This window comes from Phaeobacter sp. CC-HEC084 (assembly GCF_059429255.1).
Genome location: NZ_JCAIJQ010000002.1, coordinates 903641 through 928676, shown reverse-complemented (window position 1 = coordinate 928676; position 25036 = coordinate 903641). Strand labels below are relative to the sequence as shown.

Sequence of the window (25036 nt, the reverse complement as noted above, 5' to 3'; positions counted from 1 at the left end):
TCATGCCCGCGGAGCAAAGACGCGCATTAAGCGGGGGGGGGGGGGGACATGACCACGTTGCCTGCCCTCTGTGCGCCCTAGGAAAGGCTTTCTGATCAGTCAATGAACGGGGTAGAGCCATCCCACTCCGAAGGGCTCACTGGCGTCTGCACCTCCACCGTTGGCGCAGCTGCGGATGTGGTTATGATATTATTCTGCCCCAGCCCCGCAAAGGCCGCCCCGTACTTGGATAGCCCCCTGAAAGTGGCCCACCAACTGGGATAGTTTTGTCCCGCAATTTGGAGGAACCGCGATGTCTGGGAAAAGAGAGAAACCCGAAGAAATCATATCTAAGCTTCGGCAGGTTGAAGTTCTAAAGGGACAAGGTGCAACGATCGCGGAGGAGGTGCGCCAGATCGGCATGACACAACAGACGTTTTATCGCTGGCGCAAGCAATATGGCGGTATGGGAACCGACCAACTCAGGGAACTGAAGCGCCTCCAGAAAGAGAACGAACGGTTGAGAAAAGCCGTCTCGGATCTGACTTTGGACAAGCTGATCCTGGCGGAGGCGGCAAAGGGAAACTTTTGAGCCCCGCTCGCCGCCGTGCCTGCATCGATCACGTTCGCACCCGGTTCCATCTGTCCGAGAGACGCGCCTGCCGTGTCTTGGGTCAGCACCGATCCACGCAGAGGAAGGCGCCGCATGGCCGTGCCGATGAGGAGCGTCTGGTCGCGGACATGATCGAACTGGCGCGGCAGTATGGCCGCTACGGCTATCGTCGGATCGCGGCTTTGCTGAGAGATGCGGGCTGGGAGGTGAACGACAAGCGGGTCGAGCGCCTATGGCGACGAGAGGGGCTGAAAGTGCCAATGAAGCCACTGAAGAAGGGACGGCTCTGGCTGAATGACGGCTCCTGTGTCCGGCTGCGCCCTGAGTATCGCAACCACGTCTGGAGCTATGACTTTGTCCACTGCCGGACGGAGGACGGAAAGGTCTTCCGGACGCTCAACATCTTGGACGAGCACAGCCGGGAATGCTTGGCGATCAAGGTGAAGCGCAAGCTGAACTCGGGTGACGTGATCGATGCCTTGAGCGACCTGTTCATCATGCGGGGTGTGCCGGATTACATCCGGTCTGACAACGGCCCGGAGTTCGTGGCTCAGGCCGTTCAAGATTGGATCAAGGCCGTCGGCGCCAAGACCGCCTACATCGCGCCCGGGTCACCTTGGGAGAACGGCTACTGCGTAAGCTTCAATGCCAGGTTCCGCCCCTCTCGGCAGCATGCGTTGCATGCGCCTGCCGGGCAATGGATGAACTGCTGAACGGGGAAGTCTTCTACAGCCTCCGGGAAGCGGAGACCGCTGATCAACAGTGGAGGAAACACTACAACACGAAACAACCACACAGTGCTTTGGGCTACCGCCCTCCAGCCCAGGAAACCATCGTACCGATGGACCCAAGACTGATCATGCACTAACGGTTAAGCTGGACCACTCAGGTGGGGCCGACCAGGCGCAGGTTTCTGGCTATGATAGAAGGGGGCTACACGCCTGCGGTGAGAGTGGTGCATTCGGCCACCAAAGCCCCGATCTGGCGGATGAGTCGCGATGGTATCGCAGCGTTCAACGCACGTTTCACTACGCTAACGGTACTGGCGGCGGAAACCGGCGCTCACCGCAACAGGATTCTGGCCGTTCTGGAGGCGTCGGGTATCAAAAAATTTAAGCCCGACGGGCGGGATGTCGGTCCCGTCTATCTTCGAAGCGAAGTCGTGCCGATCTTACCAGTCTTAAAGGTTCAAAGGGCGTGAAGCGTCGCTTTGCTATGGAAAGCATGGAAAACGATTGATTATCAATGTTCTGAGATAAATCACGCGATGACCACAAGTCCCTCTTGACAGGGGGCGTGCATGAAAACCGACAAAACGTGCAATGTTATGGGTCACTGGCAGCACATTCGAAAGAATGGCGATCCCTCGAGGACTCGAACCCCGAACCTGCTGATTAGAAGTCAGCTGCTCTATCCAGTTGAGCTAAGGGACCGCTGAGGACCAGTTACGACACCCGCAATGCAAGGGTCAAGGCGCGGCTTGCAGGTCCAGATGCATAAAGACGGACCAGGGATCTTCACTGTAGTCCCCAAAGGGCGGACACTCCGAAAATCCGTAGCTTTCATAAAGCTTTCGCGCCGGGAGGAACTCTGGGGTAGAGCCGGTCTCCAGGTAAATGCCAGAGGCGCTTTCCTGGCGGGCAAGTTTCAGGAGATGGTCCAGAATGGCCCTGCCCGCGCCACTGCCGCGGGCCTCAGAGAGCGTGTGCATCGATTTCAGCTCACGGGTGTTATCCGCCAGCCGCTTCAGCGCGCCCATACCGATCGCCTGACCATCACGGCGCAGCAGGAAGAACTGTACGTCCGGACCTTCAAGACCACTGCCGTCCAGCGCGTGACAGCTCTCTTCCGGTGATTGCGCGGCCATCTGATCCAGGTGGCGCCGGATCAGAACCGCCGCATCGGGATCCGAAGGACGGGCCGTTACAATCACAGTTTCGGGCATTTTTGGTTCTGTAAGTCGGGGCAAAGTTGTTTCCACGTGGCAAAAAATTCAACATGATTTCAAAGCCTTATTTTACGCCTTTCCTCCCTCGGAGCAAGGATGCCGCGAAAATAGGGGCAAGATCCCGTGAACACCCTGAAATAGAAAAAGAAAAGCCCGCCGAAGCGGGCTCCATCTCAAGATTTGCGGGATCAGGTCAGGCTGCGTTTTTCGCGAAAACCAAGGGGACAACATCTACAACGAGTAATCCAATCCCTTGCTTGCGGGGATGTCGGAATGCCGGGATGTTTCCGTCGAGAACTTCGGAAACAGGTACTCAAATCGGTCGGCCCCACGCTGGAAGGCATAGGGGATCGGATGCAAAAGCGCCTTCGCCGAACACCGGTGTTGTCGGCAAGCCGGCGATTAATGCCAGTAGCTGATCAAGGTGCGATCGACCAAAGAGGACGTGCCGAACCGAGCCGCGTTTCGTCCTTAGGGTCAGCGGGAGAACAATGCCGCCGAGAGAGAGAACTTCAATTTGCTGTTTCGTTGCGCCGAGATATTCGGGGAGATCGCAAAGGGGGATCGCGGTCTGGAACGCCTCAACCATCGAAACCGTTGTGACTGCGTCAAATACCATTTTCCCGCTTCCAGGTAGCTTACGACACGGGTAAAGGCTTCGAGCGGTCATACGCGCTGTCTCACACGCAGGGCCGGATTGGGCCGAAATTGGCGCCTAGATTTCTCCAGTCGAATATTGACGAAGCCAATCAGAAGCAGGAATTTGCCCAGACCTTGACTTGCTCCGCGAGCTCAAGGAGTTGGTCCTCAAGAGTCTTTCCGGTCAACCGTTTACGGGGCTTCAGGTCGTGATCGCCGTCTTCCAGCCAGTGCAGGGTCACGGCATTGGACAGATCGTATTCCTGCACCTCTTCCCGCGTGCCGAATGGATCGCGGGTGCCTTGGCAGATGAGGGTTGGACAGGTTATCTCGGCAAGGTTCTCACCACGTCGATTGCCGGGCTTCTTCGGCGGATGGAACGGGAAGCCGAGGCACAGCATTCCTTTGATCCGCCCCGCGTCATAAAGGTCCTGAGCGATCAGGCTGGCCACGCGGCCGCCCATACTTTTCCCACCAATGATCAGCGGACCATCGCAGCCAAGCGCGTCAATGGCGGCAAGAAATTCCGGCGCGTAGGTGTCGGCCTTTGCCGGTGGGCGCTTAGAGCCACCAGTGCGACGGGCGGACATGTAGCTGAACTCGAAGCGGGCGACGCGGAAGCCTTGGGCGTCCAGCCCTTCGGCAACCGTATCCATCCAAGGGGTGTCCATCGCTGCGCCAGAACCATGGGCCAGAAGGATTGTGGTTCGCCCCGTTTCGTCTCCGTTCAGCAGGAAATCCATCGTGCCCTCCTACGAGATCAGGCTGCGGCGAGATCAGGCTGCGGCGCCTGTGCGCTTAGCCTCTTCGACGGCCAGTTCAGCCATCTTAAGGGCTGCCTCACGGCTGCTGGCAACCGCGATGAACCGTCCGTTGTGACAGAACTTTGCGCCTTTGACGCTGCTGGCTTCTTCCAATGCCTTGTCGGTCAGGCCAGCCCATGCGGCGGGCAGATCGGCGCGTTGCTCAAAGCTGTCACCGCTGATGCGAATACCGCCGATGGACCAGTCATTGTCACGGGGGGCCACCACGAACAACAGGTGGTCCGCGCCAGTCGCCTCAATGGCCGAGCGGAAGGGCATGCCCATGGGCAATTCCAGAATGCGCGAGTGGCCAGCATCCTGGATCGCCTTGATGACCATGGCTTCGGCACGACGCTTGGCGGCTTTCTTGGTGATCGACGCCTCGACAAACGCCCGCGCGATCGGCAGAGCTTCTGCAAAAGCTTTATCGTCCGCGTCCGCGCTGCGGTTGTCGAAGACGGGCTTCAGGCTTTCCAACAGGACCGAGAGGGTCAAAGGCGTCAGCGGACCTGCGACCGAAGGGTTCATCGCGCCGTTGTCTATCAGGTCGATGGGCAGGACAAAGCTCTGCTCAAAGCTGGCGTGGATGTCTTCCAGATCGGCCTCGGGGATCTCCAAAGCGCGGAGGTAGTCAAGGCCGAAATGCTTCCAGATCAGACCGAAGGAACTGTAGGGCTGTTCGTCCTCACGCAGGGGATTGGGGCGCTGATGGTGGTCAAAAATGCCCGCCTCAGCGTCATAATCGCGGCCGACATCATAGATGATCTTGCCCTCACCGGGGGTGATCCACGCGGCGTCACGAGTGCGCACCACCTCGGCCTGCGGGAACAGGCGGGTCAGGATGACCGAGGAAAGAAGTTCGTCCGCGTGGAAACCGCCATTGTGGGTGACGAGGTGGGTAATGATCATGATGGGCACTCTGGCAGATCTGGAAATACAACGGGCGACCGGTTGGGTCGCCCTGAGGGAATCGTGTTCGGGGGGATTTCGGCAGCGACGCGACAAGCATCAACATGCTGTGCGCCGCGCTCACCAATATCTAAATCTGAGGCTCCGCGAAATCTTTGCCCCGATTCCGCGACAACCTTGCCCCGATTTACAGGTTCAGTGGGTCCAGGGACCGCGGCGGTTGGTGGCGAAGTTATCGCCATAGCCGCCGGGGCGGATGTTGGTCTTGCGGGTCTTCGGTTCGACCACCTCGGCGGTGATGCCGTGATCCTTAGCGTATTCCAGCGCCTCTTCCTTGCTGTCAAAGCGCAGGCGGACCTGGCTTTGGGTATCGGCAGAGGAGGTCCAGCCCATCAGAGGATCAACCTCGCGGGCGCTTGCGGGTGCAAACTCCAGAACCCATTTCCGCGTCTTGGCCATGCCCGAGGTCATGGCGTTTCTCGCTGGCCGGTAAATACGCGCTTGCATTGCAGTCTCCTACTCATCCGATGCTGCCTATATGCGATGATACGCGCGCTGCGGCAAGATCGATTTATCCTTAGTATTGCGACAATGCTAACCCGTCTGCCTGCTACGCCTGCGCCGCAACAGCGGTTGGATCAGGCGGCGATAGCTGAGCGCCGCGCCAGTATAGGTCATCACCAGAGCAAATGCGGCCGCCAACCCCGCCAAAGTCTGCCCCAAAAGGCCAAAAATCTCTCCGGTATGCAGGAACCGCAGGAATATCCGCGCCTGCTGACCCGCGCTGCGGTCAGAGAATTCACTGCGGTCCAATACCGCCCCATCCCGGGCATCCATGGTCAGCGTTACCTGTTTCGTCGGCTGGCGACCGGTGCCGCTGTCGACGGTGACGCGGATCTTTTCGGCAAGCGGCAGCGCAACTTCCATCCGCTGCCACTCCGGAATATTCGCGCTGGCCTGCAATAGCGCCAGATCGAGACCTGAAACCTCAGCCACGGCGTCCGACGCGCCCTGCCCGGCCCCTGCCCGCCGACGCAGCGCCGTCGGCTCTTCACCATAAAGGCGGAACACAAGATCGCTGGCCCAAGGGTAAGAGATCACCACGCCTGACACCACAATCGCCAGCAGGGGCACAAGCGCCCAGAAGCCGAAGACATGGTGCCAGTTGTAATCGCGGGCCTTGCTGCTGGGCAGGCCTTTGCGAAACCACAGGTTCATGCGGACCATCCGCCATTTCCACGCCCGGGGCCACCAAAGGTAGAGGCCGCTGGCCAGAAGGAACAGAAAGCCAAGGTTCGCGGCTCCTGTCACCGCCCTGCCCAGATCGCGCCCATCGCCAGAGAGCGCAAACCAACGGTGCAGATGTTCAACCGTGGAAAAAAATGCAGCGACTCCCGCACCCTGTTCCGGCAGCAAATCGCCGGTGAATGGATCGAGAAACAGTGTGGAATTTCGCCCGACCTGCACGGCCACGGGGGCATCCGGATCTTTTGCAAAACGAAGCGCTGTCGCCCGCCCCCCTGTTTCAATCGCGGCGATGCCTGCCAGTTCATCCGCAGACAGCCTCTCTGTGCCCACTTCGGACACCGCGGGTGTCTGCGCCCAACGGGTGATCTGCGCCTCATAGGTTAGTAACAGCCCCGTCAGTGACAGCATCAGCACTATAAGGGCAACCATCAGGCCGACCGTCAAATGACTCCAGAAAATAAGCTTCCGCATGGTTTTGTCCCCGGATCGTTTTACGCCACTCTTTCTGCAACGCAGCAGGCCGCAATCTCCGTCGCAGTGCCGTGCAATTTTTCGGGAACTTGCCCAGGACTTGCCCCTGCCCCCTTGATCTGGAACAAAAAGAGATCAAGTGTATGGCCGCCAGACTGAGGAGCGCCAATGCCCTACGCCCATTCCGACAAATCGCTGCCGATGATGACCGAACGCGAGGCCGTCCAGCGCCCCAAGCTGGAAGGTGGCAAAAGCTTTGTGATGAACACGGAGTTCAGCCCGGCCGGGGATCAGCCCACCGCAATTGCGGAGCTGAGCGTTGGCGTCAACGAAGGCGAGCGCAATCAGGTGCTCTTGGGCGCCACTGGTACGGGCAAGACCTTCACCATGGCCAAGGTGATCGAGGAAACCCAGCGCCCGGCCATCATTCTGGCCCCGAACAAGACGCTGGCGGCGCAATTGTACGGTGAATTCAAGGGGTTCTTCCCGGAGAACTCGGTCGAGTATTTCGTATCCTTCTACGACTACTACCAACCCGAGGCCTATGTGCCGCGCAGCGACACCTATATCGAGAAGGAAAGCCAGATCAACGAACAGATCGACCGGATGCGCCACTCGGCCACGCGGGCGCTTCTGGAGCGCGATGACGTCATCATCATCGCCTCGGTCTCCTGTATCTACGGTATCGGCAGCGTCGAGACCTATTCGGCAATGACCCAGGATCTGAAGGTCGGTGAGATGTACGACCAGCGGCAGGTGATGGCCGATCTGGTGGCCCAGCAGTACAAGCGCAACGATCAGGCGTTCCAGCGCGGCTCGTTTCGGGTGCGGGGAGACACGCTTGAGGTTTTCCCGGCACACCTTGAAGACCGCGCGTGGAAACTGTCGTTCTTTGGCGAGGAGCTGGAGGCGATCACCGAATTCGATCCGCTGACCGGGGAGCGCACCGGATCCTTCGATCAGATCCGGGTCTATGCGAACTCCCACTATGTGACGCCGAAACCGACGCTGAACCAGGCGGTTATCGAGATCAAGAAAGAGCTCCGGATGCGGCTGGATCAGCTGGTTGGCGACGGCAAGCTTCTAGAGGCGCAGCGGCTGGAGCAACGCACCAATTTCGACATCGAAATGCTGGAGGCCACCGGCCACTGCAACGGGATCGAGAACTACTCGCGCTATCTGACGGGCCGCGCTCCCGGCGAGCCGCCCCCTACCCTGTTCGAATTCATCCCCGACAACGCCATTGTCTTTGCTGATGAAAGCCACGTCTCGGTGCCGCAGATCGGCGCCATGTACAAGGGCGACCACCGGCGCAAGTTCACCCTGGCCGAACACGGCTTCCGGCTGCCTTCCTGCATGGACAACCGCCCGCTGAAGTTTGAGGAATGGGATGCAATGCGGCCGCAGTCGGTCTTTGTCTCGGCCACCCCCGCCGCGTGGGAACTGGAACAGGCTGGCGGCGTTTTTGCCGAACAGGTGATCCGACCCACGGGTCTGTTGGACCCAATGGTCGAAATCCGCCCCGTCGACATGCAGGTGGACGACCTGCTGGACGAGATCCGTAAGGTATCTGCCGATGGATTCCGCACGCTGTGTACCGTTCTGACCAAGCGCATGGCCGAGGATCTGACCGAATACCTGCACGAGCAGGGTATCAAGGTGCGCTACATGCACAGCGACATCGACACGCTGGAGCGGATCGAAATCCTGCGCGACCTACGGCTTGGCGCCTTTGATGTTCTGGTGGGGATCAACCTCTTGCGGGAGGGCCTTGATATTCCCGAATGCGGGCTGGTGGCCATCCTGGATGCCGATAAGGAAGGCTTCCTGCGCTCTGAAACCTCGCTGATCCAGACCATCGGTCGCGCGGCGCGGAACGCCGATGGCCGTGTCATCATGTATGCCGACCGCATCACCGGCTCGATGGAGCGGGCCATCGGAGAAACCGACCGCCGCCGCGCCAAGCAGATCGCCTATAACGAGGAACACGGCATCACGCCGGAAACCGTCAAGAAGAACGTCGAGGACGTCATGGCGGGTCTCTACCAGGGCGATGTGGACATGAACCGCGTCACCGCCAATATCGACAAGCCGATGCATGGCGCCAATCTCGAAGCCCACCTCAACGGGCTGCGGGAGCAGATGCGCAAGGCCGCCGAGAACCTCGAGTTCGAAGAAGCCGCCCGCCTGCGGGACGAGGTCAAACGACTGGAGGCCGTGGATCTGGCGGTCTCAGACGATCCGCTGGCCCGCCAATCCGCCGTCGATGCGGCTGCCGAGGCTGCGGTGAAAACGCGTGGCAGGTCCACGGCGGGCAAGCCGGGACAACGCGGCGGCAATGTGAAACGAAAATGGAAGTGATCTGAGCCTGTTCGGATCCTGTGCAGGGGGCTGCAAGACGTCCCCTGTCCCGGTTTGCCTCCTTGCCTGACCATCATTCTGTGTTAGCCTGACATTGGTACACAGGAGTTTTGTTTATGAGTATTTTTCGCGTTGCCACCCTCGGTCTGTTTTTGGTCTCTGCCGGAGCGCTTCACGCTGGCGGCGATGCAGGTTACGGAGGCAGCGGATCGTCTGTCGGCCTGTCCGCCGCAACAAGCAAGAGCGTCGCCAATACCCTATCGCGGGGCTTCAGCCGCTGCGAAAATGTCGATTGGGTCTACCGCTACGATTGCTACCGCCTGGTTTACAAAAGGTCTGGCGACAAACTGCGCGGCAACACGGCCTATTCCGAAGCGCAGAAGGCGCTGGACCTTGTCGAGAACACCCTTAGCGCTGCGATTGCCAAGAACCGCGATCCGGGTACGAAACCCAAACGTCGTGGGTTTGAGGTATACACTCCGGTCAAACCCTCTGCCCTGCCGAGGATGAAACAACAGACGCGGAAGGCGATCCAGCAAGCCGAAACCATCCTGCTGCGGGCGCCAGAGGAAAAACAGGTCTATTATGCCCGCATTGCCGACGCGCTGAACTCCAACAAGGCACTGCTCCGCTCCGCTCTGTTGAAGGGCGTACAACCGGGCAGCACAGCCGTGCGACTGGCCGCCGTGGCCTTGCACCGTTTGGTCAGGCTGGCTGGATGATCAGATCTGTCGGTCCGGTTAGGCATCGGATCAAAACAGATCGGGGGCACGATACACGCGCCCCCGTTCTCGCTTCTGAAAGTTCAGGAATTACCGTTTCAGATCACCTCAGCGTACCACATGCACGGCGCAACCGGCGTGCCGCACCACCTGCGCTGCGGTCGAGCCCAAGAGCAGATCCTGCATGCCCGGACGGTGTGACGCGATGATGATCAGGTCGGGGTTGTTCTGTTCGGCCCAATCGAGGATCGACCGCCCCGAATGCCCTTCAATGACCAGACCTTTGGCATTGGGCAGGGTGTCCGCCAGTGCCGACAGCTCGCTTTCCAGCGCAGCGCGGGCCTCGGCCATGTAATCGGCCGGCATATAGGTGATCGCGTAGGACGGGATCTGTTCCACCACATGCAGCAGGGTGATCTTCGCCTCAGGCGTCGCCAAGAGGCGCGCCAGTTTCAAAGGTGCGGATACATCGCGGTCAGGGTCAAAGGAAATCGGTACAAGAATATTGTGATACATTGGGTCCTCCAGTCATTCGGGCTTGGGGACAACATGCCCGGCGCGTGCCCCCAAGGCCTTGATCCATATCAGTCTATTTGCAGATCTCAATCAAAGGTGGCGGCAACTTCGTACATCACCGGTTCGAAACTGCGGCACAGGGCGCTGATCTGGCGGTTGCGTTCACGCATTTCCTCCGAGCGCAGCATCGCCATGAAATCCTCGCGCCGTTTCCACTGGGAATAGTTTGCGATCCGGGTTTGCGCATCATTCACATGCAGCCCCGCCGCAATGAACCCTGGCTGCCGGGAAATGAAATTGTCATAGGCGTCTGTCAGCGCATCCAGCAGATCCTGACAGGTTCCCGGTGTCATTTCAAAAGTGGTGATGACCGTCTGAATATCGGCCGTTTTGGAAATTGTCGGCATCGTTTCCTCCCGTGATTGGCCCTGAACACCTCCACCCTACGACGATTTTGCCGCAAACAAGACTGTTTTCCGCGTGCAACTTGAGTTTGTGGCAAAAACATCCAAAGGTAGATTCCATATCAACAAAGCAACCCAAGGGAGTTTCAATTGCGGATCTGGATCCTCTCCTGCCTGTTCAGCCTGCTTCTGGCGCCGCCCGCGCTGGCCGGGGCCTGGCTGCGTCAGACGGGCCAGGGTTTTGTTGCCGCCAGCGCCACCCTGCGGCAGACAGAGGATGGCACTCTGCGCCATGAGCTGGGGTATTTCGGGGAATACGGCTGGTCGCCGCGGCTGACCCTTGGGGTGGATCTGAACCAGAACGACCGGCAAACGGGCCACGCCCTGCTGTTTGCCCGGATCCCGCTGACCACCGGGGAAACCCGGCCCCGGCTGGCGCTGACAGTCGCGGGTGGCGGCAGTCACCAGCGTGGCTATTGGAGTCCCATGTCCCGCGCCACCCTGTCCTTCGGGCATGATTTCACGACCGCCCGCGCCAGCGGCTGGATCTCGCTGGATGCCAGTTACGAGTACCGGGCCAGCCTCCCCGATCCGATCTGGAAACTTGATGCCACCTTTGGCCTCAACACCCGATCGGCCCTGTCGCCAATGCTGCAGATCGAAACCTCCCGCAGCGCCGGGGCGCCATTGACCTATGCCATCATCCCAAGTCTGCGCTACCGGACGGCACCCGGTCAGGAACTGGTTGTGGGGCTGGAGCACAAACAGGCCAACAGGCAGAGCCTTGGCCTGAAAATATCCCTGTGGCATAGGTTCTGAAACAGGCTCAGGACAACAATCCGATGACAGATCCAATCCGCCCCACCGATGACGAGGCCCGCAGCCTTGCCCGGACACTGATGGAGAAGGCACGCTTTGCTGCGCTGGGAGTCATTTCCGAGGATGGAACCCCGCTTGTCACGCGGGTGGCCTTTGGCCTGTCACCAGAGGGGCAGCCGATCAGTCTGCTCTCGACCCTCTCCGCCCATACGCGTGCCTTGCAGAAAGCGCCTGCCTGTTCCTTTCTCGTCGGGGAGCCGGGAGACAAAGGCGATCCCCTGACCCATCCCCGGCTCAGTCTGCAGGGCCATGCGCAGTTCACCCCCAATACCGGCGAAGAACACGCCCGTCTGGCCGCGCATTACCTGCAGGACCACCCCAAGGCGAAGCTCTACATCGGGTTTGGCGATTTTACCTTTGTCCGGCTGGACGTGACGGCGGGACATCTGAACGGCGGCTTTGGAAAGGCTTTTGTGCTGAGCCCAGATGATCTGACGCCCCCCGCCTGAGTGGCGCGCTAGCGGTCCACCCGCACGATCACCTGCACCTCTCCCTTGACCGCGTCCTGCCAGTTCAGCTTGACCCGGTCCTTACCGCTACCCTGCTCGACCTCGGCATAGGGCATGGCATAGCGTTTGCTGCCACCAGACGTGCTGATCGGCCCCAGAGCGGTAATCGCATCCACCTTGCGCGCGTGGCCTTCAAACGGCAGCTGCCCATCCGTGTCGATGGTCCAGGTCGTGGCGGCGCTGCCTTGGGTGTATTCCAGCCGCAGAGGACTGGCGGCGGGAGAGGTGATCCCGTGAAAGGTATTGCCTTCGAAAAAGACCATCTTGCTGCGGCTGAAATCCAGCCCGGAGAAACTGGTATCCACCCGTTCAGCCCGGTCTATGAAACCATTGATCGACCGGAACTTGTTGCCCGAGACCGTGACACCGTTCAGGAAATGCCCGGTGCCATAGGGTTTGACCACAATATAGCTGAACCAGGGCGCGACCTCACCAGACAGAAACACATTGTCGGTGACCGACAGGGCGCTGAAGGAAAAGCCTGAACTGAAATCCGGCGTCGGGTCCTGTTCATTCGTCCATTCGACAAAACAATTGTCGATGTAATTGTCGGACACGGTCGTCGAACAATAGGTATTCGTCAGCACCAGCCCGGCGGTACGCACGCCATTGGCGATACTGTCACCCTGAAAGAAGTGGTTGCCGGTGACCGTATTATTCGCCCCGGCCAACAGCGCAAAATGGCGGAATTTGCTGGCACGGTTGTTGCGCAGCTTGGCATCATTGGCGTTGACGTTGATGGCCACGCTGCTCCGGTCCGGCACATCAAGCGGCTCTTCGGCGGACAGGAACTGGCAATTGTCGACCAGAATGCCCTGACAGCCCGACCCGATCGAGGTGATCGCGCGATCCTTGGGCCTGGAGATGAAGCAATGATCGAGACTGAAGACGGTGCCCGCCGACGGCAGGCGCAGGGCGCTGCAATGGGAATTGCACTGCACCTCGACCTCGGTCATGCCAAATTTGCTGAGTTGGCTGAAGCCTGAGAAATCCAGCAGATACTTGAAGCCCTTGAAGGTGAAATTCTGCGTGCCCACCGCGTCATAAAGCGGCGCGTTCAGCGTCAGCTCGCCCGCGCCGGTGTTCTTGGCCCGCACGTAGATTTCGCGCCCCACCCCGCTGCCTTCGACCAATGCGCCAATGGGGATATTGGCGATATTGGCCACGTTGCGCAGCTTGCGCGGATCGCTGCTGTCGTAGGTCGCCTGAGAGCTCACGGTTTCGGTATCCCAGGCCGCGCCGCCCACGGCGGAAAACTGACCGTTGCGGATCACCCGACGGGTGGCATAAGAGCTGCGGTTCGGCACCGCCGCCTGCATGTCGATCGGTTTAGTCACGGTGATCATGCGCCCCCGCAGATCCAGCGATTCATGATCCACGTTGTTGAGCAGCGCCTGAAATGCCTTCTTGAAGGCAAGCTCTTCGTCACCAAAGGCAGCGGCATAGGCGGGAAAATCGAAATTGCGCCGCATGAGCAGCATCTTGTCTGTCGGCATGGAGAGCGTGCCTTCGAACACCATCTCATTGTCCATCGACACCGTTTCGGCCAGATAGAATTCCCCTTCCGGCACCAGAACCCGGCGCCCGTCGGCGGCTGCATCGGCGGCTTCAAAGGCGGCTGTGTTGTCCTGAACCCCGTCCCCGATGGCACCAAAATCCGTCACATCCACAAGGCTGATGATATCACGCAGAAAGGCGCTTGTGATATCGGTGATCTCGATATCGTCGATCCGCACAACGCCGCCATTGGGGCCAATCAGGTCCAGTCCGAAATGCCCGTGGTCGGCGGCAAGCCCCCAGGGCATGTCCACCCCACTGCGACTGCCAGTCCCGACGATGGCCGTGATCTCCACCACCTGCCCATAAGAGGTCAGCGTCGTGCTGGTGCCGGTTTCGACCACCCCGGACAGGTGGCTGTTATTGGCCTGCCCGGCCCAGCCTGCCACCCGCACCGTCGGCAACGCGCCGCTGATCGCCTTGATACGGGCGCGGACCTGCAGGTAACACCCCGGCAGGATCGGCGTCTGTCCCATGAAACGCAGCTTTTGCGTGCTGTCGAGCTTTTGCAGCTCAAGGCAGCCGCCAAAATCCGCATCCGCCGCCACGTAGGCCGCGTTCACCACCCCGTCATAAGTATCCGAGCCCGGCGTGCCATTGCCGCTGGACCACTGAACCAGCCCTTCCTCGAACGGTGAAGGCGCCAGTTGCAAGCCATCTGTGATCACCTTGTTCATGGGAAACCCTTTCCTATGCCACGACGCGCAAGCAGCGCAGATCGGAAAGGGTTTAGAATGTCGGGCTTAATCCGGCGTCAGACAGGCGCGCGCTGCCCCTGCACCGGGCCAGCCGCTCTGGCGAGAAACACTATGCGTTGCCTTGCGGCACTTTCAGGATCTGCAAGGCGTTGATCTTCCAGTCGCTGCCGCCCTCGACAACCTGATAATCCAGCAGGTGCAGCCGCCCGTCCTGATCGGTGATCAGCACCCGTTGCCACAGGTTACCGGCGACCTCCCGCAGCTCCAGATAGCGGACCTGGTTTGGGCGCAGAACCATGGGATAGCCGCGCTTGACCATCTGACCAAAGCGTTCGGGCGTGCCAAACAGGCTGCGGATGCGGGGGGAGGCAAAACCGAAGGCCCGCGTGACGTCATTATCGCGAAACGCCTCGATCTGGTCCCCGATCACGCCAGTGATCTGGTCCCTGTCCTCTGCCCCCGCAGGCAGCGCCAGAAGCACCAGCGAAAACACAAAACTTGCAAACCTGAACATTGGCGACCTCCGACGATACCTAGATGTTTTAGCTAGGCCAGGAATGCGGCAGGTCAAAAATTAGATGACAAGGGCGTAGCTTGCGGGCCGTCAAGAAAAAGGGCGCCGCATTGGGCGCCCTTCTCATCCTTGGCTTGCGGTGGTCTCAGACCAGCTCGCCAGCCAGCGCCTTGTCGATCAGGGCAACGGTCTCTTCTACGCCGTAAAGGGCGACGAAGCCGCCAAAGCGCGGACCCTGGCTGGCGCCCAGCAGAACCTCATAAAGCGCCTTGAACCAGTCGCGCATGTTTTCCTTGCCGAAATGCTCGCGGCCCACCTCAAAGACGATGCCTTGCAGCGCTTCGCCCGTGGTCTCGCCATCCCAGGATGCCAGTTTGCCGCGGAATTCCTCCAACGCGGCACTCTCGGCGTCGCTCGGCGCGCGGAACACTTTCTGCGGCTCGACGAAATCTTCGTAGTATTTGACGGCAAAGCCCGCCGCCGCGTCCAGATCGGGGTGGGTCTGCGGTGTCGCATCGGGTGCATAACGGCGGATAAAGCCCCAGAGCGTTTCCTTGTCATGTGCCGACGCCACCGAGGCCAGATTCAGCAGCATCGAGAAAGGCACCACCATCTTGGACTCCGGCACGTCGCCGCCGTGGATGTGCCAAACCGGGTTGTTGAGCTGCCCCTTGAGATCCTGACCGTGGTAGGCCCGCAGCTGCTGATGGTATTCATCCATCGCCTTGGGGATCACGTCGAAATGCATCCGCTTGGCCGTTTTCGGCTTTTGATACATGAAATAGGCAAGGCTCTCGGAAGAGGCATAGGTCAGCCATTCGTCGATCGACACGCCATTGCCCGAGGTCTTGGAGATCTTCTGGCCGTTCTCATCGAGGAACAGCTCATAGGTGAAATGCTCTGGCGCGCGCCAGCCCAGGATCCGGCAGATCTTGTCGTAAATCGGCGTGTTGGTGCTGTGGTCCTTGCCGTACATTTCGAAATCAACTTCCAGCGCCGCCCAGCGCGCGCCGAAATCCGGTTTCCACTGCAGTTTCACGTTGCCGCCGGTGACCGGCAGGGTCCATTCCTTGCCGTCCTCATCGTCAAAGGTGATGCTGTGGTTTTCCGCATCCACCTTTTTCATCGGTACGTACAGAACGCGGCCAGTTTCCGGGTGGATCGGCAGGAAGATCGAATAGGTCTGGCGCCGTTCCTCGCGCAGGGATTTCAGCATGACCTCCATGATCTCATCATAGCGTTCGCAGGCGCGCTTCAGGATCGCGTCAAACTGGCCCGAGCCATAGAATTCGGTCGCAGAGTAGAATTCATACTCGAACCCGAAGGTATCCAGGAACCGGCGCAGCATGGCATTGTTGTGGTGGCCAAAGCTGTCGTGGGTGCCAAAGGGATCGGGCACCGAGGTCAGCGGCTTTTGCAGGTGGTCGTGCAGGCTTTCGGCATTCGGGACATTGCCCGGCACCTTACGCATGCCGTCCAGATCGTCGGAAAAGCAGATCAGCTTGGTCGGGATATCGGAAATCACCTCGAAGGCGCGCTTGATCATCGTGGTGCGCGCAACCTCGCCAAAGGTGCCGATATGAGGCAGACCCGAGGGGCCATAGCCGGTTTCAAACAGCACATAGCCCTTTTCCGGCGCGCCCTTGGCATAACGTTTGAGAATGCGGCGTGCTTCTTCAAACGGCCAGGCTTTGCTCGTCAGAGCGGTTTCGCGCAGTTCAGACATGTTGTTCTCCATCGGGGCCGCCAATCGGCCTATATCCGCTTTACCGGTATGCGTCTTGCATCCGGCCTCCTCCTCTATTGTGCCGGTGCGGCATAAGTCAATAAACACTGGCGCCAAACCCCGTCGCCCCGCGCAACAAAACCTGCCGGATCCGCCTGTCGGCGGCAAAACACCGCCCCGGGGGGCCGACCTGCGGACCGGCATGGTTGCACCCGCAGAAAACCCCGCATATCGTCCGTGATGTACAGTGGTTTTACAAAAGGTTGCCCCCATGAGCGAGCAAGCCCCCCATCCGATGACGCCGCAGGATTGCCTCGTGGCGCTGATGGTGGCGATTTCGGCCTCGGACGAGAACATCCGCACCGCCGAGCTGGTCAAGATCCAATCCGCAGTCAACATGTTGCCGGTCTTTGCCGACTATGACATCGACCGGATCAACACGATCTCGCAGACCGTTTTCGACCTATTCGAGCAGGAGGACGGGCTGGACGCCCTGTTCGGCCTGATCCGGGACAACCTGCCAGAACGCCTGTTCGAAACCGCCTATGCGCTGGCCTGTGACGTGGCTGCTGCCGATGGCACGCTGGCGGAATCCGAGCTGCGCCTTTTGGAAGAAATGCGGTATGAGCTGAACATCGACCGCTTGCACGCCGCCGCCATTGAACGCGGCGCCCGCGCGCGGCACATGGTTTAGGCACGGCCCCACTTAGGACCCATGCACAATAACCTGCCCGCAGCAGCTTTTTGCTCGGGCCGTTCGTAAGCAAATTCTGACGGATTCTGACGGGCGCAAGGCGTGATACTCCTCGCCCTGCGCCCTTTGACCATCACAGCATGGTATAATCTGTCAGGCCGAAATCTTCGATATCGCCATAGGTTCCAAGCAGCAGGCTGTTGCGCCCCCATTCCAACAGGAACCCGCGGTCAAAGTATTCCCCGGCCCATGGGCCTGAGCTGAACTCTTCTTCCATATTGATAAAGGTGACCGTGATCTCTTTGCCGGTGCGGATAATCAGATCGGCACCTTCATTGTCAGTGTCGTGGATCCAGTCGTGACCGGATCTCTTACCAAAGACAAAGGTATCGCGTCCGGCCGCGTCAACCATCTTGTCGTTTCCGCGGCCGCCGTTGACACGGTCATTGCCAGCGCCAGCATCGATGTAGTCATCGCCTCCACCGCCAAAGATCTTGTCGCGTCGCCCGTCCCAGTAGCCGACATCGCCATAAATCTCATCATCCCCTCGACCGCCTTTCAGTGTGTCTTTCCCCAACCCGCCGCGGATGAAGTCGTTGCCGTTCCCCCCGCTCACGAAATCACGCCCTTCACCGCTAAGGATGGTGTCGTCCCCGGCGCGGCCAAAGATTTTGTCCCGGCCATCCATGTTGAACTGGGTGCCGTAGCCAAAGAACATCTGATCCGGGTCAATGACATCCACCGAAGGCACGCCATTGTAAACCCAGCCATTTCCATAAAGCAGTTCCTCTACGGTGCCTTCAAAACCACCGTTGTCCTCGAACTCCATCGCCTCGGTCAGATCGGTAACATCGATCCGTAGGCCCCGCATGTTGAAGATCTTGGCGGTCCCACCATCATCGGTCAGCTGTTCTACTTTGATCCGGCGGATCTCCCCGCCGGTAACCTCATCGCCCTGATAGGTGAAACCGACGCCCTTGATCGTCATCCGCAGGTCCAGCGGAAAGCCCGCAAACCCCAACTGCCCCTCAACGACCAGGGCGCGGTCAGTTGATGTCTTGATGGGGAAATCATCATTCCCGACGATTCCGTTGAAAAGATTGAAGATGTTATGCGGTTGGGCAAACCCCATCTCGTCTGCGTTCTGTCCCCAAGAAACCTTCGCACGCATTATTTCCACCCCTTAATACTGTCACCAGATTGAACTCTACACCTAGCTACCGCTAACAGATCGATGGATTTGTTCCAAGTATTGCGCCTCGCCTCCATTTCGCCGACCGATGGCTCAAATAGAAAATCAGCGACTCAAACCGGATAACGCGTTCAGACGGCTGAAAACTTAGGCGATTACCTTTGCCGACTGTTGCACGGCAGGCATACACAAAAGCAGCATAGCGAATTAACAGCCGTAAAAAATTCGCAAAAGTTAATGGAGCCACCCACGGCTACTGCAACCATAAGGATTGCAAAATACTTCGGAAGATCCTGAAAAGATTGTTCATCCTTCCGTTTCACCGAAAATTTTGAAAAACACGTCCGCACCTCAAATCGTTTATTGATTGCAACAATTCAACGTTTTGCACGTATCGACAGACCCTTTTTCCTGCCGATTACTAAGGCAAGAGTTATTATGTGAGGACGATTTGATGTTGAAAATTATCAAGCCCCGAACTCGGCGGGAAAGAAAGTTCGAAGAACAGCAGGCGGTTCTGGACGTCATCGACAGGACACAGGCCGTTATCGAGTTTGCGACAGACGGCACAATCCTAAAAGCAAACAAGAATTTCCTCGAAACCCTGGGCTATGAACTCAGCGAGATCGAAGGGCATCATCATTCGATGTTCGTCAAGCCCGAAGACGCGCAATCGGCGGATTATGCGACCTTCTGGTCGGGATTGGCATCGGGGGAATATTATTCGGACCGCTTCGAACGAGTTTCGAAATCCGGCGAACCTGTCTGGATACAGGCAACCTATGCGCCCGTATTCGACTCTGAAGGCAAGGTGCGCAAAGTCATCAAGATTGCCACCGACGTGTCCGATGCCAGCGCCCGCCAGGAAGCCATGGATGGCATCCTTACCGGGCTTGAGGCCATCAGCCAGGGCGATCTGCGGCACCGGGTCGAGGTATCAGACATCAAAGAGCTGAGCACCCTTGGCACCACCTTCAATGCGGCCATCGAAAAACTGGAGCAAGTGGTTCTATCGGTTAAACAGGTTGCATCGACAGTCTCCGCAGCCGCCGACGGGATCGAAGGCTCTTCTGGGGAACTGTCGTCACGCACGGAATCGCAGGCGGCGACATTGGAAGAAACCGCCGCCGCAGTGGAAGAGCTGTCATCAGCGGTCAATTCCTCGGCCAATCTGGCGCAGGACGTCAAAGGCATCGCAGATACGGCGCAGCGGACTGCTAAGGACAGCAATAAAGTCATGAACCGGGCCGTCGACGCGATGGAGGCGATCAAGCAATCCTCCGAGGAAATCGGAAGCATTGTCTCCCTCATTGACGACATTTCGTTTCAGACCAACCTTCTGGCTTTGAATGCCGCCGTCGAGGCCGCCCGCGCCGGAGAGGCAGGCAGGGGATTTTCGGTGGTTGCGGCCGAGGTTCGAACCCTGGCGCAACGCTCGGGCAGCGCTGCAGGGGAAATCAAAAAGCTGATCGAACGCAGCTCTTCGCAGGTGCATTCGGGTGTGGATGTCGTGGCACAGGTCGGCCAGGAACTTCAGACCATCATTGGCGGCGCATCGGACATCTCCGAACGCATCGGCCATATCGCCAGCGGCGCCAAGGAACAGGCAGCCGCCTTGCTAGAGATCAACGTTGGCATCGGTCAACTTGATCAGGTCACGCAGCGCAATGCCGCAATGGTGGAAGAAACCAGCGCCGTCAGTCTGGACCTGTCGCACAACGCCCGGCTGCTGCAGCAGCGTGTCGCTACTTTCAAGGTCGGCGGTGACGCGGGGCAAGGCACCGTCCAGGCTGTCCGAGCCACCCCGGAAACGCCCCTACAAACACACCGTCCGGCGGCCTGAGACGGGGTTTCAAAACCCTCCCCGAGCACTGGCTTTCTTCGACCCCCAACGAACAAACCGCGCCGCAGCAATGCGGCACGGTTTGGTATTCTAACCTTCAGACAGGTTTAGCCCTTGGCGTAGCCGATGCTTTGCAGGGCTTCCTTTATCTCATCCAGGATGGCCGGATCGTCGATGGTTGCGGGCATCTTGTAGGGCGTGCCGTCTGCGATATTGACCATGGTGCCGCGCAGGATCTTGCCAGACCGCGTCTTGGGCAGGCGGTCCACCACCACGGCCAGTTTGAATGCCGCAACCGGGCCAATCTTTTCGCGTACCAGCTTCACCACCTCAGAGACGATCTCCTCGCCCGGGCGGTTGGTGCCCGCGTTCAGGCAAAGAAAGCCAACCGGCATCTGCCCCTTCAACTGATCACTAACGCCGATCACCGCGCATTCGGCAACATCGGGGTGCGAGGCCAGAACCTCCTCCATGCCGCCGGTGGACAGGCGATGGCCGGCCACGTTGATCACATCATCAGTGCGCGCCATGATATAGAGGTAACCATCCTCATCCTTCATGCCTGCATCGCCGGTTTCATAGTAGCCCGGGAAGGTGGTGAGGTAGCTTTTCTTGAAACGTTCCTCGGCATTCCAGAGGTTTGGCAGGGTGCCCGGCGGCAAGGGCAGCTTTACGGCGATGGCACCAAGCTCACCTGCAGGCATCGGATTGCCGCCCTCATCCAGAATATCCACCTCATAGCCCGGCATCGGCACGGCGGGCGAGCCAAGCTTGGTCGGCAGCTCCTCGATCCCCACCGGGTTCGCTGCGATGGACCAGCCGGTTTCAGTTTGCCACCAGTGGTCGACCACCGGCACCTTCAGCTGGTCCTGGGCCCAGGTGATGGTGTCGGGGTCAGCACGCTCGCCTGCCAGATACACCTGTTTCAGGCAGGACAGATCGTATTTACCGACGAATTCGCCCTTGGGGTCTTCGCGTTTCACGGCGCGGAACGCCGTAGGCGCGGTGAAGAAGCTCTTGACGTTATGCTCGGAAATCACCCGCCAGAAAGTACCCGCATCGGGGGTACCCACAGGTTTACCTTCGAACACGATTGTGGTGTTGCCATGGATCAGTGGCCCATAGCAGATGTAGCTGTGCCCCACGACCCAGCCCACATCAGAGGCCGCCCAGAATACGTCGCCGGGATCTACGTTGTAGATGTTCTTCATAGACCAGTTCAGCGCCACCAGCTGCCCGCCGGTGTGGCGGATCACGCCCTTGGGCTGCCCCGTAGTCCCGGAAGTATACAGGATATACGCCGGGTGGTTGCCCTCGACCGGCACGCAATCGACCGGTTCGACCCCGTATTGGAAGCCGTGCCAGTTGACATCACGCCCTTCAACCAGCTCGGCAACCTCTTGTTCACGCTGGAAGATCACGCAGAAGTCGGGCTTGTGCGTGGCCAGATCAATGGCCCCATCCAAGAGCGGCTTGTAGTGGACCACCCGGCCCGGCTCCAACCCGCAGGAGGCAGCGATGATCGCCTTGGGAGTGGCGTCGTCGATGCGCACCGCCAGTTCGTTTGCCGCAAAACCGCCAAAGACCACCGAATGCACCGCGCCGATACGGGCGCAGGCCAGCATCGCCTCAAGCGCCTCGGGGATCATCGGCATGTAGATGATGACGCGGTCACCCTTTTCAACGCCCTTGGCCCGCAGCGCACCGGCCAGCGTGGCGACGCGGTTGCGCAGCTCGACGAATGAAATCTCGCGCTTGGTGTGGGTGATCGGGCTGTCATAGATGATCGCCGTCTGCTCGCCACGTCCGTTTTCCACGTGGCGGTCAACGGCGTTGTAGCAGGTGTTGACCATGCCGTCGGCGAACCATTCATACAGCCCGCCGCCAAGATCGCTCAGCGCCCGGCTCGGAGCCTGGTCCCAGTCGATCGCTTTCGCGGCCTCCATCCAGAACCCCTCAGGATCCGATTTCCAGCTGGCATATACGTCTTGATACGACATGGCGTCCTCCTCGCTCCTCGATGCAAAAGAGTTATGCCCAAGCGATGCGCCCGGGCAAGCCGCCGAAGGAACGTGGCGTCACAGTGTAGCAGAAATTTGCAATTTCGGCCTGTTACGCCCTGCAAATATATGCAAACGCGGCGGAGCCTTACGTATTACGGCGCGATTTCTGAAAAACTGCAAAGTTGTAAAGCCGATTTGGCTAAGGCCTGCCGCTACGCCTTCGAATCAATGCGCAGCACTCCACGCGTCAGGACGCCCATCTTGCGTTCCGCGCGGCATCCGCACAGCCCTGCCCGTTCCCGCAGCAAGTCGCAAAATGATCCCTGGTATTGCCGCATATCCCCTTGCAACCCGACGCGCGGCGTCTAACCTGCCGGCAGGAGAATTACATATGACACAAAGCGATATCTGGCGTCTCAGCGCCACCGAATTGACCACCCAGACCCGTGCCGGGGACATTTCCGCCGAGGCTGCGGTTCAGTCCTCGATCGACCGCATGCAGGCCGCCAATCCCGCGCTCAACGCGGTGGTCGAAGACCTGAGCGCCGAGGCGCTGGAACGCGCCCGGACCCTCGATAAGGCACGCGCTGCAGGCGCTGCGCCCGGCCCGCTGCACGGGGTGCCGGTCACCATCAAGATCAACGTCGACCAAACGGGTCATGCGACCTCGAACGGGGTCACCGCGCTGAAGGATCTCATCGCCCCGGCGGATGCCCCGGTAGTCGAGAACTTGCACAAGGCCGGTGCCGTCGTGATTGGGCGCACCAATACGCCGGAGTTTTCATTCCGTGCCGATACCGACAACCCGCTGCACGGACGCACCTACAATCCCTGGGGGCGGCATATTTCGCCGGGTGGCTCTTCTGGCGGCGCAGGTTCAGCCGTAATGGCCGGGATCGGCGCGCTGGGGCATGGCAATGACATCGGCGGCTCTCTGCGCTTTCCCGCTGCGGCCAACGGCGCGGTCACGGTGAAACCGGGCCTGGGCCGTGTGCCTGCCTGGAACCCCAGCCAGAAGGCAGAGCGCGGCATGTTGGCGCAATCCATGTCGGTGCAGGGTCTGATCACCCGTTCGGCCGAGGATCTGCACCTGGCAATGCCGACCATGATCGCCCCCGATGCGCGCGATCCCTTCCACGTCCCCCTGCCCTGGCGCGGGGAAGCCCCCGAAGGACCGATCAAGGTCGCCTTTACCCGCAACACCCACGGCTATGATCTACACCCCGAGGTCGAGGCGGCGCTGCTGACCGCCCGCGATGCGCTGAGCGATGCCGGTTACGTGGTGGAAGAGGTCGAGCCGCCCAATGTGTTCGAGGCAGGCCGCAACGGCTATCGCGCCCTGATGGGCGAGGTCTACGCGATGATGAAAAAGGACGTGGATGCCGCCGGATCGCAAACCGTACGCGACATCTTCGAGGTCTACTTCCAGGAGTTCCCGCCTTTCATGGGCGATGAGCTGCTGCAGATGATGGCAAAACGCAGCCACTACGCGCGGGAGTGGTCCCTTTTCCAGCAGGACTACCCGCTCGTGCTGACCCCCTTCCTGCCGCAGCCCTTCTTCAAACCGGATCGTGACACCGAAGGCGCGGAAGGCGTGCACGAGGTGTTGGGCTGCGCGGTCTATTCCTATGCGATGAACTTCATGGGGCTGCCCGCGGGCTGCGTTCCCTCCCGGCTGGCGCAGCTGGAGCAAGGCCCGCAGCCGATCAACGTCCAGATCGTATCGCCGCGCTGGCGCGAAGACATGGCGGTCGATGCCTGCGCCGCGATCGAGGCTCGCGTTGGCCGTATGCATCTGCCGCTGTGGGAGATGATGGATCAGGGCTGACACAGCCTGCCCCAACCTTGAACACCTTTATATAGGGGCGCTGCAAACCGCAGCGCCCCTTTTCACATCTCAGTCTTCCGGATCAGGTGAACTGCTCCGAGATCAGCCGCTCTTCCAGCCCGTGGCCGGGATCAAATAGGATTTTGTGCCGGATGCTTGTATCCGTCCGGATCTCCACCCAGTCGATATTCTCGAATGAGATTGAATCCGCTTCGGCCATCACCGGGCGTTTGTCGGCCTCCAGCACGTCAAAACGCACATTGGCGGTACTGGGCAGCAGCGCTCCGCGCCAACGCCGCGGGCGAAAGGCGGCCACCGCCGTCAGGGCCAGGACGTCGGCGCCGATGGGCAGGATGGGGCCGTGGGCAGAGTAGTTATAGGCGGTAGAGCCGGCGGGCGTGGACACCAGCGCCCCGTCGCAAACCAGCTCGGCCAGCCGCTGTCGCCCATCCACCGAAATCTTCAGCCGCGCCGCCTGTGGCCCGGCGCGGAGCAGCGACACCTCGTTGATCGCAAGCGCGTGGTGAATCTTTCCATCCCGGTCCATTGCCGTCATCGATAGCGGGTTGATGATTTCCTGTTCCGCTTCCCGCAGCCGCTCGATCAGCGCCTCTTCGTGATATTCGTTCATCAGGAAGCCGACGGTGCCCCGGTTCATGCCATAGACCGGCGCGGGCAGATCGACGGTTTCGTGCATGGTGCGCAGCATGAAGCCGTCTCCGCCCAAAGCCACGATCACTTCCGCCTCCTGCGGCGGGACATTTCCATAGCGGTCGACCAAAGCCTTGAGCGCGGTTTGCGCCACCTTGGCGGAGCTGGCCAGAAAGGCGATTCTCATGAAGCTATTCTCATTGGGGCCACCCTGAGGTCACGACTGGGGGCGCAGGGCGCGGAAAACTGTTTCCGGTGGTGCGCATTCGGTTCCGAAACAAGCACAGCTGCCCCACAAAGACCAGAGTGGCCGTTCTGCCGCAGGTAAT

General features: G+C 59.8%; 21 protein-coding genes, 1 tRNA gene and 1 pseudogene. 8 read left to right on the top strand and 15 right to left on the bottom strand.

Annotated features, from left to right (window positions below):
* The first annotated feature begins 292 nt into the window (after nt 1–292).
* Nucleotides 293–1460 (top strand): annotated as a pseudogene (locus AC5SSZ_RS04885) (IS3 family transposase).
* Between the two features lie 488 nt (nt 1461–1948).
* Here the strand turns inward: AC5SSZ_RS04885 and AC5SSZ_RS04880 are convergent.
* The 7 genes from AC5SSZ_RS04880 to AC5SSZ_RS04850 all read right to left on the bottom strand — a co-directional run bounded on the left by AC5SSZ_RS04880 (nt 1949) and on the right by AC5SSZ_RS04850 (nt 6610).
* A tRNA-Arg gene (locus tag AC5SSZ_RS04880) sits at nt 1949–2025 on the bottom strand.
* A 35-nt stretch (nt 2026–2060) separates the two neighbouring features.
* Nucleotides 2061–2537 carry a GNAT family N-acetyltransferase gene (locus AC5SSZ_RS04875; protein ID WP_495437333.1) on the bottom strand — a complete coding sequence of 159 codons (477 nt, stop codon included), beginning with the start codon at nt 2535–2537 and terminating at the stop codon, nt 2061–2063.
* A gap of 316 nt (nt 2538–2853) precedes the next feature.
* On the bottom strand, nt 2854–3159 hold the full coding sequence (locus AC5SSZ_RS04870; RefSeq protein ID WP_495437331.1) for a hypothetical protein: 306 nt from the start codon (nt 3157–3159) through the stop codon (nt 2854–2856).
* Between the two features lie 130 nt (nt 3160–3289).
* Nucleotides 3290–3922 (bottom strand): alpha/beta family hydrolase, encoded by a 633-nt coding sequence (locus tag AC5SSZ_RS04865; RefSeq protein ID WP_274838759.1) that lies wholly within the window; start codon nt 3920–3922, stop codon nt 3290–3292.
* A gap of 33 nt (nt 3923–3955) precedes the next feature.
* Nucleotides 3956–4891 carry an MYG1 family protein gene (locus AC5SSZ_RS04860; protein WP_274838760.1) on the bottom strand — a complete coding sequence of 312 codons (936 nt, stop codon included), beginning with the start codon at nt 4889–4891 and terminating at the stop codon, nt 3956–3958.
* A 195-nt stretch (nt 4892–5086) separates the two neighbouring features.
* Nucleotides 5087–5398, bottom strand: a complete 312-nt coding sequence (locus tag AC5SSZ_RS04855) for an ETC complex I subunit (RefSeq protein WP_065270634.1) — start codon at nt 5396–5398, stop codon at nt 5087–5089.
* 87 nt (nt 5399–5485) lie between these two features.
* Nucleotides 5486–6610, bottom strand: a complete 1125-nt coding sequence (locus AC5SSZ_RS04850; protein WP_495437328.1) for a PepSY-associated TM helix domain-containing protein — start codon at nt 6608–6610, stop codon at nt 5486–5488.
* Between the two features lie 168 nt (nt 6611–6778).
* Here AC5SSZ_RS04850 and uvrB point away from each other — a divergent pair, with 168 nt between their 5' ends.
* Together uvrB and AC5SSZ_RS04840 are read left to right on the top strand one after the other, a co-directional pair.
* A complete protein-coding gene (uvrB, locus tag AC5SSZ_RS04845; protein WP_495437324.1) occupies nt 6779–8971 on the top strand; it encodes an excinuclease ABC subunit UvrB in 2193 nt (730 codons plus the stop codon).
* A gap of 116 nt (nt 8972–9087) precedes the next feature.
* Nucleotides 9088–9693 (top strand): hypothetical protein, encoded by a 606-nt coding sequence (locus tag AC5SSZ_RS04840; RefSeq protein ID WP_495437322.1) that lies wholly within the window; start codon nt 9088–9090, stop codon nt 9691–9693.
* 108 nt (nt 9694–9801) lie between these two features.
* Here AC5SSZ_RS04840 and AC5SSZ_RS04835 read toward each other — a convergent pair whose 3' ends face one another.
* Complete coding sequence (locus AC5SSZ_RS04835) at nt 9802–10209, bottom strand: universal stress protein (protein ID WP_065270638.1); 408 nt, start codon at nt 10207–10209, stop codon at nt 9802–9804.
* 86 nt (nt 10210–10295) lie between these two features.
* The gene (locus AC5SSZ_RS04830; protein WP_065270639.1) at nt 10296–10616 is read right to left on the bottom strand and encodes an antibiotic biosynthesis monooxygenase family protein; all 321 of its coding nucleotides are present in this window, start codon (nt 10614–10616) and stop codon (nt 10296–10298) included.
* Between the two features lie 147 nt (nt 10617–10763).
* Between AC5SSZ_RS04830 and AC5SSZ_RS04825 the strand changes: the two genes are divergently transcribed.
* On the top strand, nt 10764–11432 hold the full coding sequence (locus AC5SSZ_RS04825; protein WP_495437319.1) for a hypothetical protein: 669 nt from the start codon (nt 10764–10766) through the stop codon (nt 11430–11432).
* 23 nt (nt 11433–11455) lie between these two features.
* Complete coding sequence (locus AC5SSZ_RS04820) at nt 11456–11941, top strand: HugZ family pyridoxamine 5'-phosphate oxidase (protein WP_495437317.1); 486 nt, start codon at nt 11456–11458, stop codon at nt 11939–11941.
* 8 nt (nt 11942–11949) lie between these two features.
* On the opposite strand, the gene AC5SSZ_RS04815 is transcribed toward AC5SSZ_RS04820, so the two are convergent.
* From AC5SSZ_RS04815 to AC5SSZ_RS04805, 3 genes are all read right to left on the bottom strand, one after another.
* Nucleotides 11950–14235, bottom strand: coding sequence for a right-handed parallel beta-helix repeat-containing protein (locus tag AC5SSZ_RS04815; protein WP_495437314.1), 2286 nt, complete (start codon nt 14233–14235; stop codon nt 11950–11952).
* Between the two features lie 130 nt (nt 14236–14365).
* Entirely contained in the window at nt 14366–14770 is a 405-nt protein-coding gene (locus AC5SSZ_RS04810; protein ID WP_495437312.1) for a DUF4864 domain-containing protein, read from the bottom strand.
* A gap of 145 nt (nt 14771–14915) precedes the next feature.
* Complete coding sequence (locus AC5SSZ_RS04805; protein WP_495437310.1) at nt 14916–16496, bottom strand: lysine--tRNA ligase; 1581 nt, start codon at nt 16494–16496, stop codon at nt 14916–14918.
* Nucleotides 16497–16767: 271 nt separating this feature from the next.
* On the opposite strand from AC5SSZ_RS04805, the gene AC5SSZ_RS04800 reads away from it, so the two are divergent.
* Nucleotides 16768–17190, top strand: coding sequence for a tellurite resistance TerB family protein (locus tag AC5SSZ_RS04800; protein WP_065270643.1), 423 nt, complete (start codon nt 16768–16770; stop codon nt 17188–17190).
* Between the two features lie 133 nt (nt 17191–17323).
* On the opposite strand, the gene AC5SSZ_RS04795 is transcribed toward AC5SSZ_RS04800, so the two are convergent.
* Entirely contained in the window at nt 17324–18361 is a 1038-nt protein-coding gene (locus AC5SSZ_RS04795) for a calcium-binding protein (RefSeq protein WP_274834200.1), read from the bottom strand.
* Between the two features lie 475 nt (nt 18362–18836).
* Between AC5SSZ_RS04795 and AC5SSZ_RS04790 the strand changes: the two genes are divergently transcribed.
* Nucleotides 18837–20225, top strand: coding sequence for a methyl-accepting chemotaxis protein (locus AC5SSZ_RS04790; RefSeq protein WP_495437307.1), 1389 nt, complete (start codon nt 18837–18839; stop codon nt 20223–20225).
* Between the two features lie 107 nt (nt 20226–20332).
* On the opposite strand, the gene prpE is transcribed toward AC5SSZ_RS04790, so the two are convergent.
* Nucleotides 20333–22225, bottom strand: a complete 1893-nt coding sequence (gene prpE / locus AC5SSZ_RS04785) for a propionate-CoA ligase PrpE (RefSeq protein ID WP_495437304.1) — start codon at nt 22223–22225, stop codon at nt 20333–20335.
* Between the two features lie 394 nt (nt 22226–22619).
* On the opposite strand from prpE, the gene AC5SSZ_RS04780 reads away from it, so the two are divergent.
* Nucleotides 22620–24056 (top strand): amidase family protein, encoded by a 1437-nt coding sequence (locus AC5SSZ_RS04780; RefSeq protein WP_369002708.1) that lies wholly within the window; start codon nt 22620–22622, stop codon nt 24054–24056.
* An 82-nt stretch (nt 24057–24138) separates the two neighbouring features.
* On the opposite strand, the gene AC5SSZ_RS04775 is transcribed toward AC5SSZ_RS04780, so the two are convergent.
* On the bottom strand, nt 24139–24894 hold the full coding sequence (locus tag AC5SSZ_RS04775) for an NAD kinase (RefSeq protein WP_274828442.1): 756 nt from the start codon (nt 24892–24894) through the stop codon (nt 24139–24141).
* Nucleotides 24895–25036: the final 142 nt, after the last annotated feature.

Bases quoted from the DNA above. Each gene is read 5' to 3' on its own strand.
- AC5SSZ_RS04875 (WP_495437333.1), bottom strand. From the start codon at position 2,537: ATGCCCGAAACTGTGATTGTAACGGCCCGTCCTTCGGATCCCGATGCG.
- AC5SSZ_RS04870 (WP_495437331.1), bottom strand. From the start codon at position 3,159: ATGGTATTTGACGCAGTCACAACGGTTTCGATGGTTGAGGCGTTCCAG.
- AC5SSZ_RS04865 (WP_274838759.1), bottom strand. From the start codon at position 3,922: ATGGATTTCCTGCTGAACGGAGACGAAACGGGGCGAACCACAATCCTT.
- AC5SSZ_RS04860 (WP_274838760.1), bottom strand. From the start codon at position 4,891: ATGATCATTACCCACCTCGTCACCCACAATGGCGGTTTCCACGCGGAC.
- AC5SSZ_RS04855 (WP_065270634.1), bottom strand. From the start codon at position 5,398: ATGCAAGCGCGTATTTACCGGCCAGCGAGAAACGCCATGACCTCGGGC.
- AC5SSZ_RS04850 (WP_495437328.1), bottom strand. From the start codon at position 6,610: ATGCGGAAGCTTATTTTCTGGAGTCATTTGACGGTCGGCCTGATGGTT.
- uvrB (WP_495437324.1), top strand. From the start codon at position 6,779: ATGCCCTACGCCCATTCCGACAAATCGCTGCCGATGATGACCGAACGC.
- AC5SSZ_RS04840 (WP_495437322.1), top strand. From the start codon at position 9,088: ATGAGTATTTTTCGCGTTGCCACCCTCGGTCTGTTTTTGGTCTCTGCC.
- AC5SSZ_RS04835 (WP_065270638.1), bottom strand. From the start codon at position 10,209: ATGTATCACAATATTCTTGTACCGATTTCCTTTGACCCTGACCGCGAT.
- AC5SSZ_RS04830 (WP_065270639.1), bottom strand. From the start codon at position 10,616: ATGCCGACAATTTCCAAAACGGCCGATATTCAGACGGTCATCACCACT.
- AC5SSZ_RS04820 (WP_495437317.1), top strand. From the start codon at position 11,456: ATGACAGATCCAATCCGCCCCACCGATGACGAGGCCCGCAGCCTTGCC.
- AC5SSZ_RS04815 (WP_495437314.1), bottom strand. From the start codon at position 14,235: ATGAACAAGGTGATCACAGATGGCTTGCAACTGGCGCCTTCACCGTTC.
- AC5SSZ_RS04810 (WP_495437312.1), bottom strand. From the start codon at position 14,770: ATGTTCAGGTTTGCAAGTTTTGTGTTTTCGCTGGTGCTTCTGGCGCTG.
- AC5SSZ_RS04805 (WP_495437310.1), bottom strand. From the start codon at position 16,496: ATGTCTGAACTGCGCGAAACCGCTCTGACGAGCAAAGCCTGGCCGTTT.
- AC5SSZ_RS04800 (WP_065270643.1), top strand. From the start codon at position 16,768: ATGAGCGAGCAAGCCCCCCATCCGATGACGCCGCAGGATTGCCTCGTG.
- AC5SSZ_RS04795 (WP_274834200.1), bottom strand. From the start codon at position 18,361: ATGCGTGCGAAGGTTTCTTGGGGACAGAACGCAGACGAGATGGGGTTT.
- AC5SSZ_RS04790 (WP_495437307.1), top strand. From the start codon at position 18,837: ATGTTGAAAATTATCAAGCCCCGAACTCGGCGGGAAAGAAAGTTCGAA.
- prpE (WP_495437304.1), bottom strand. From the start codon at position 22,225: ATGTCGTATCAAGACGTATATGCCAGCTGGAAATCGGATCCTGAGGGG.
- AC5SSZ_RS04780 (WP_369002708.1), top strand. From the start codon at position 22,620: ATGACACAAAGCGATATCTGGCGTCTCAGCGCCACCGAATTGACCACC.
- AC5SSZ_RS04775 (WP_274828442.1), bottom strand. From the start codon at position 24,894: ATGAGAATCGCCTTTCTGGCCAGCTCCGCCAAGGTGGCGCAAACCGCG.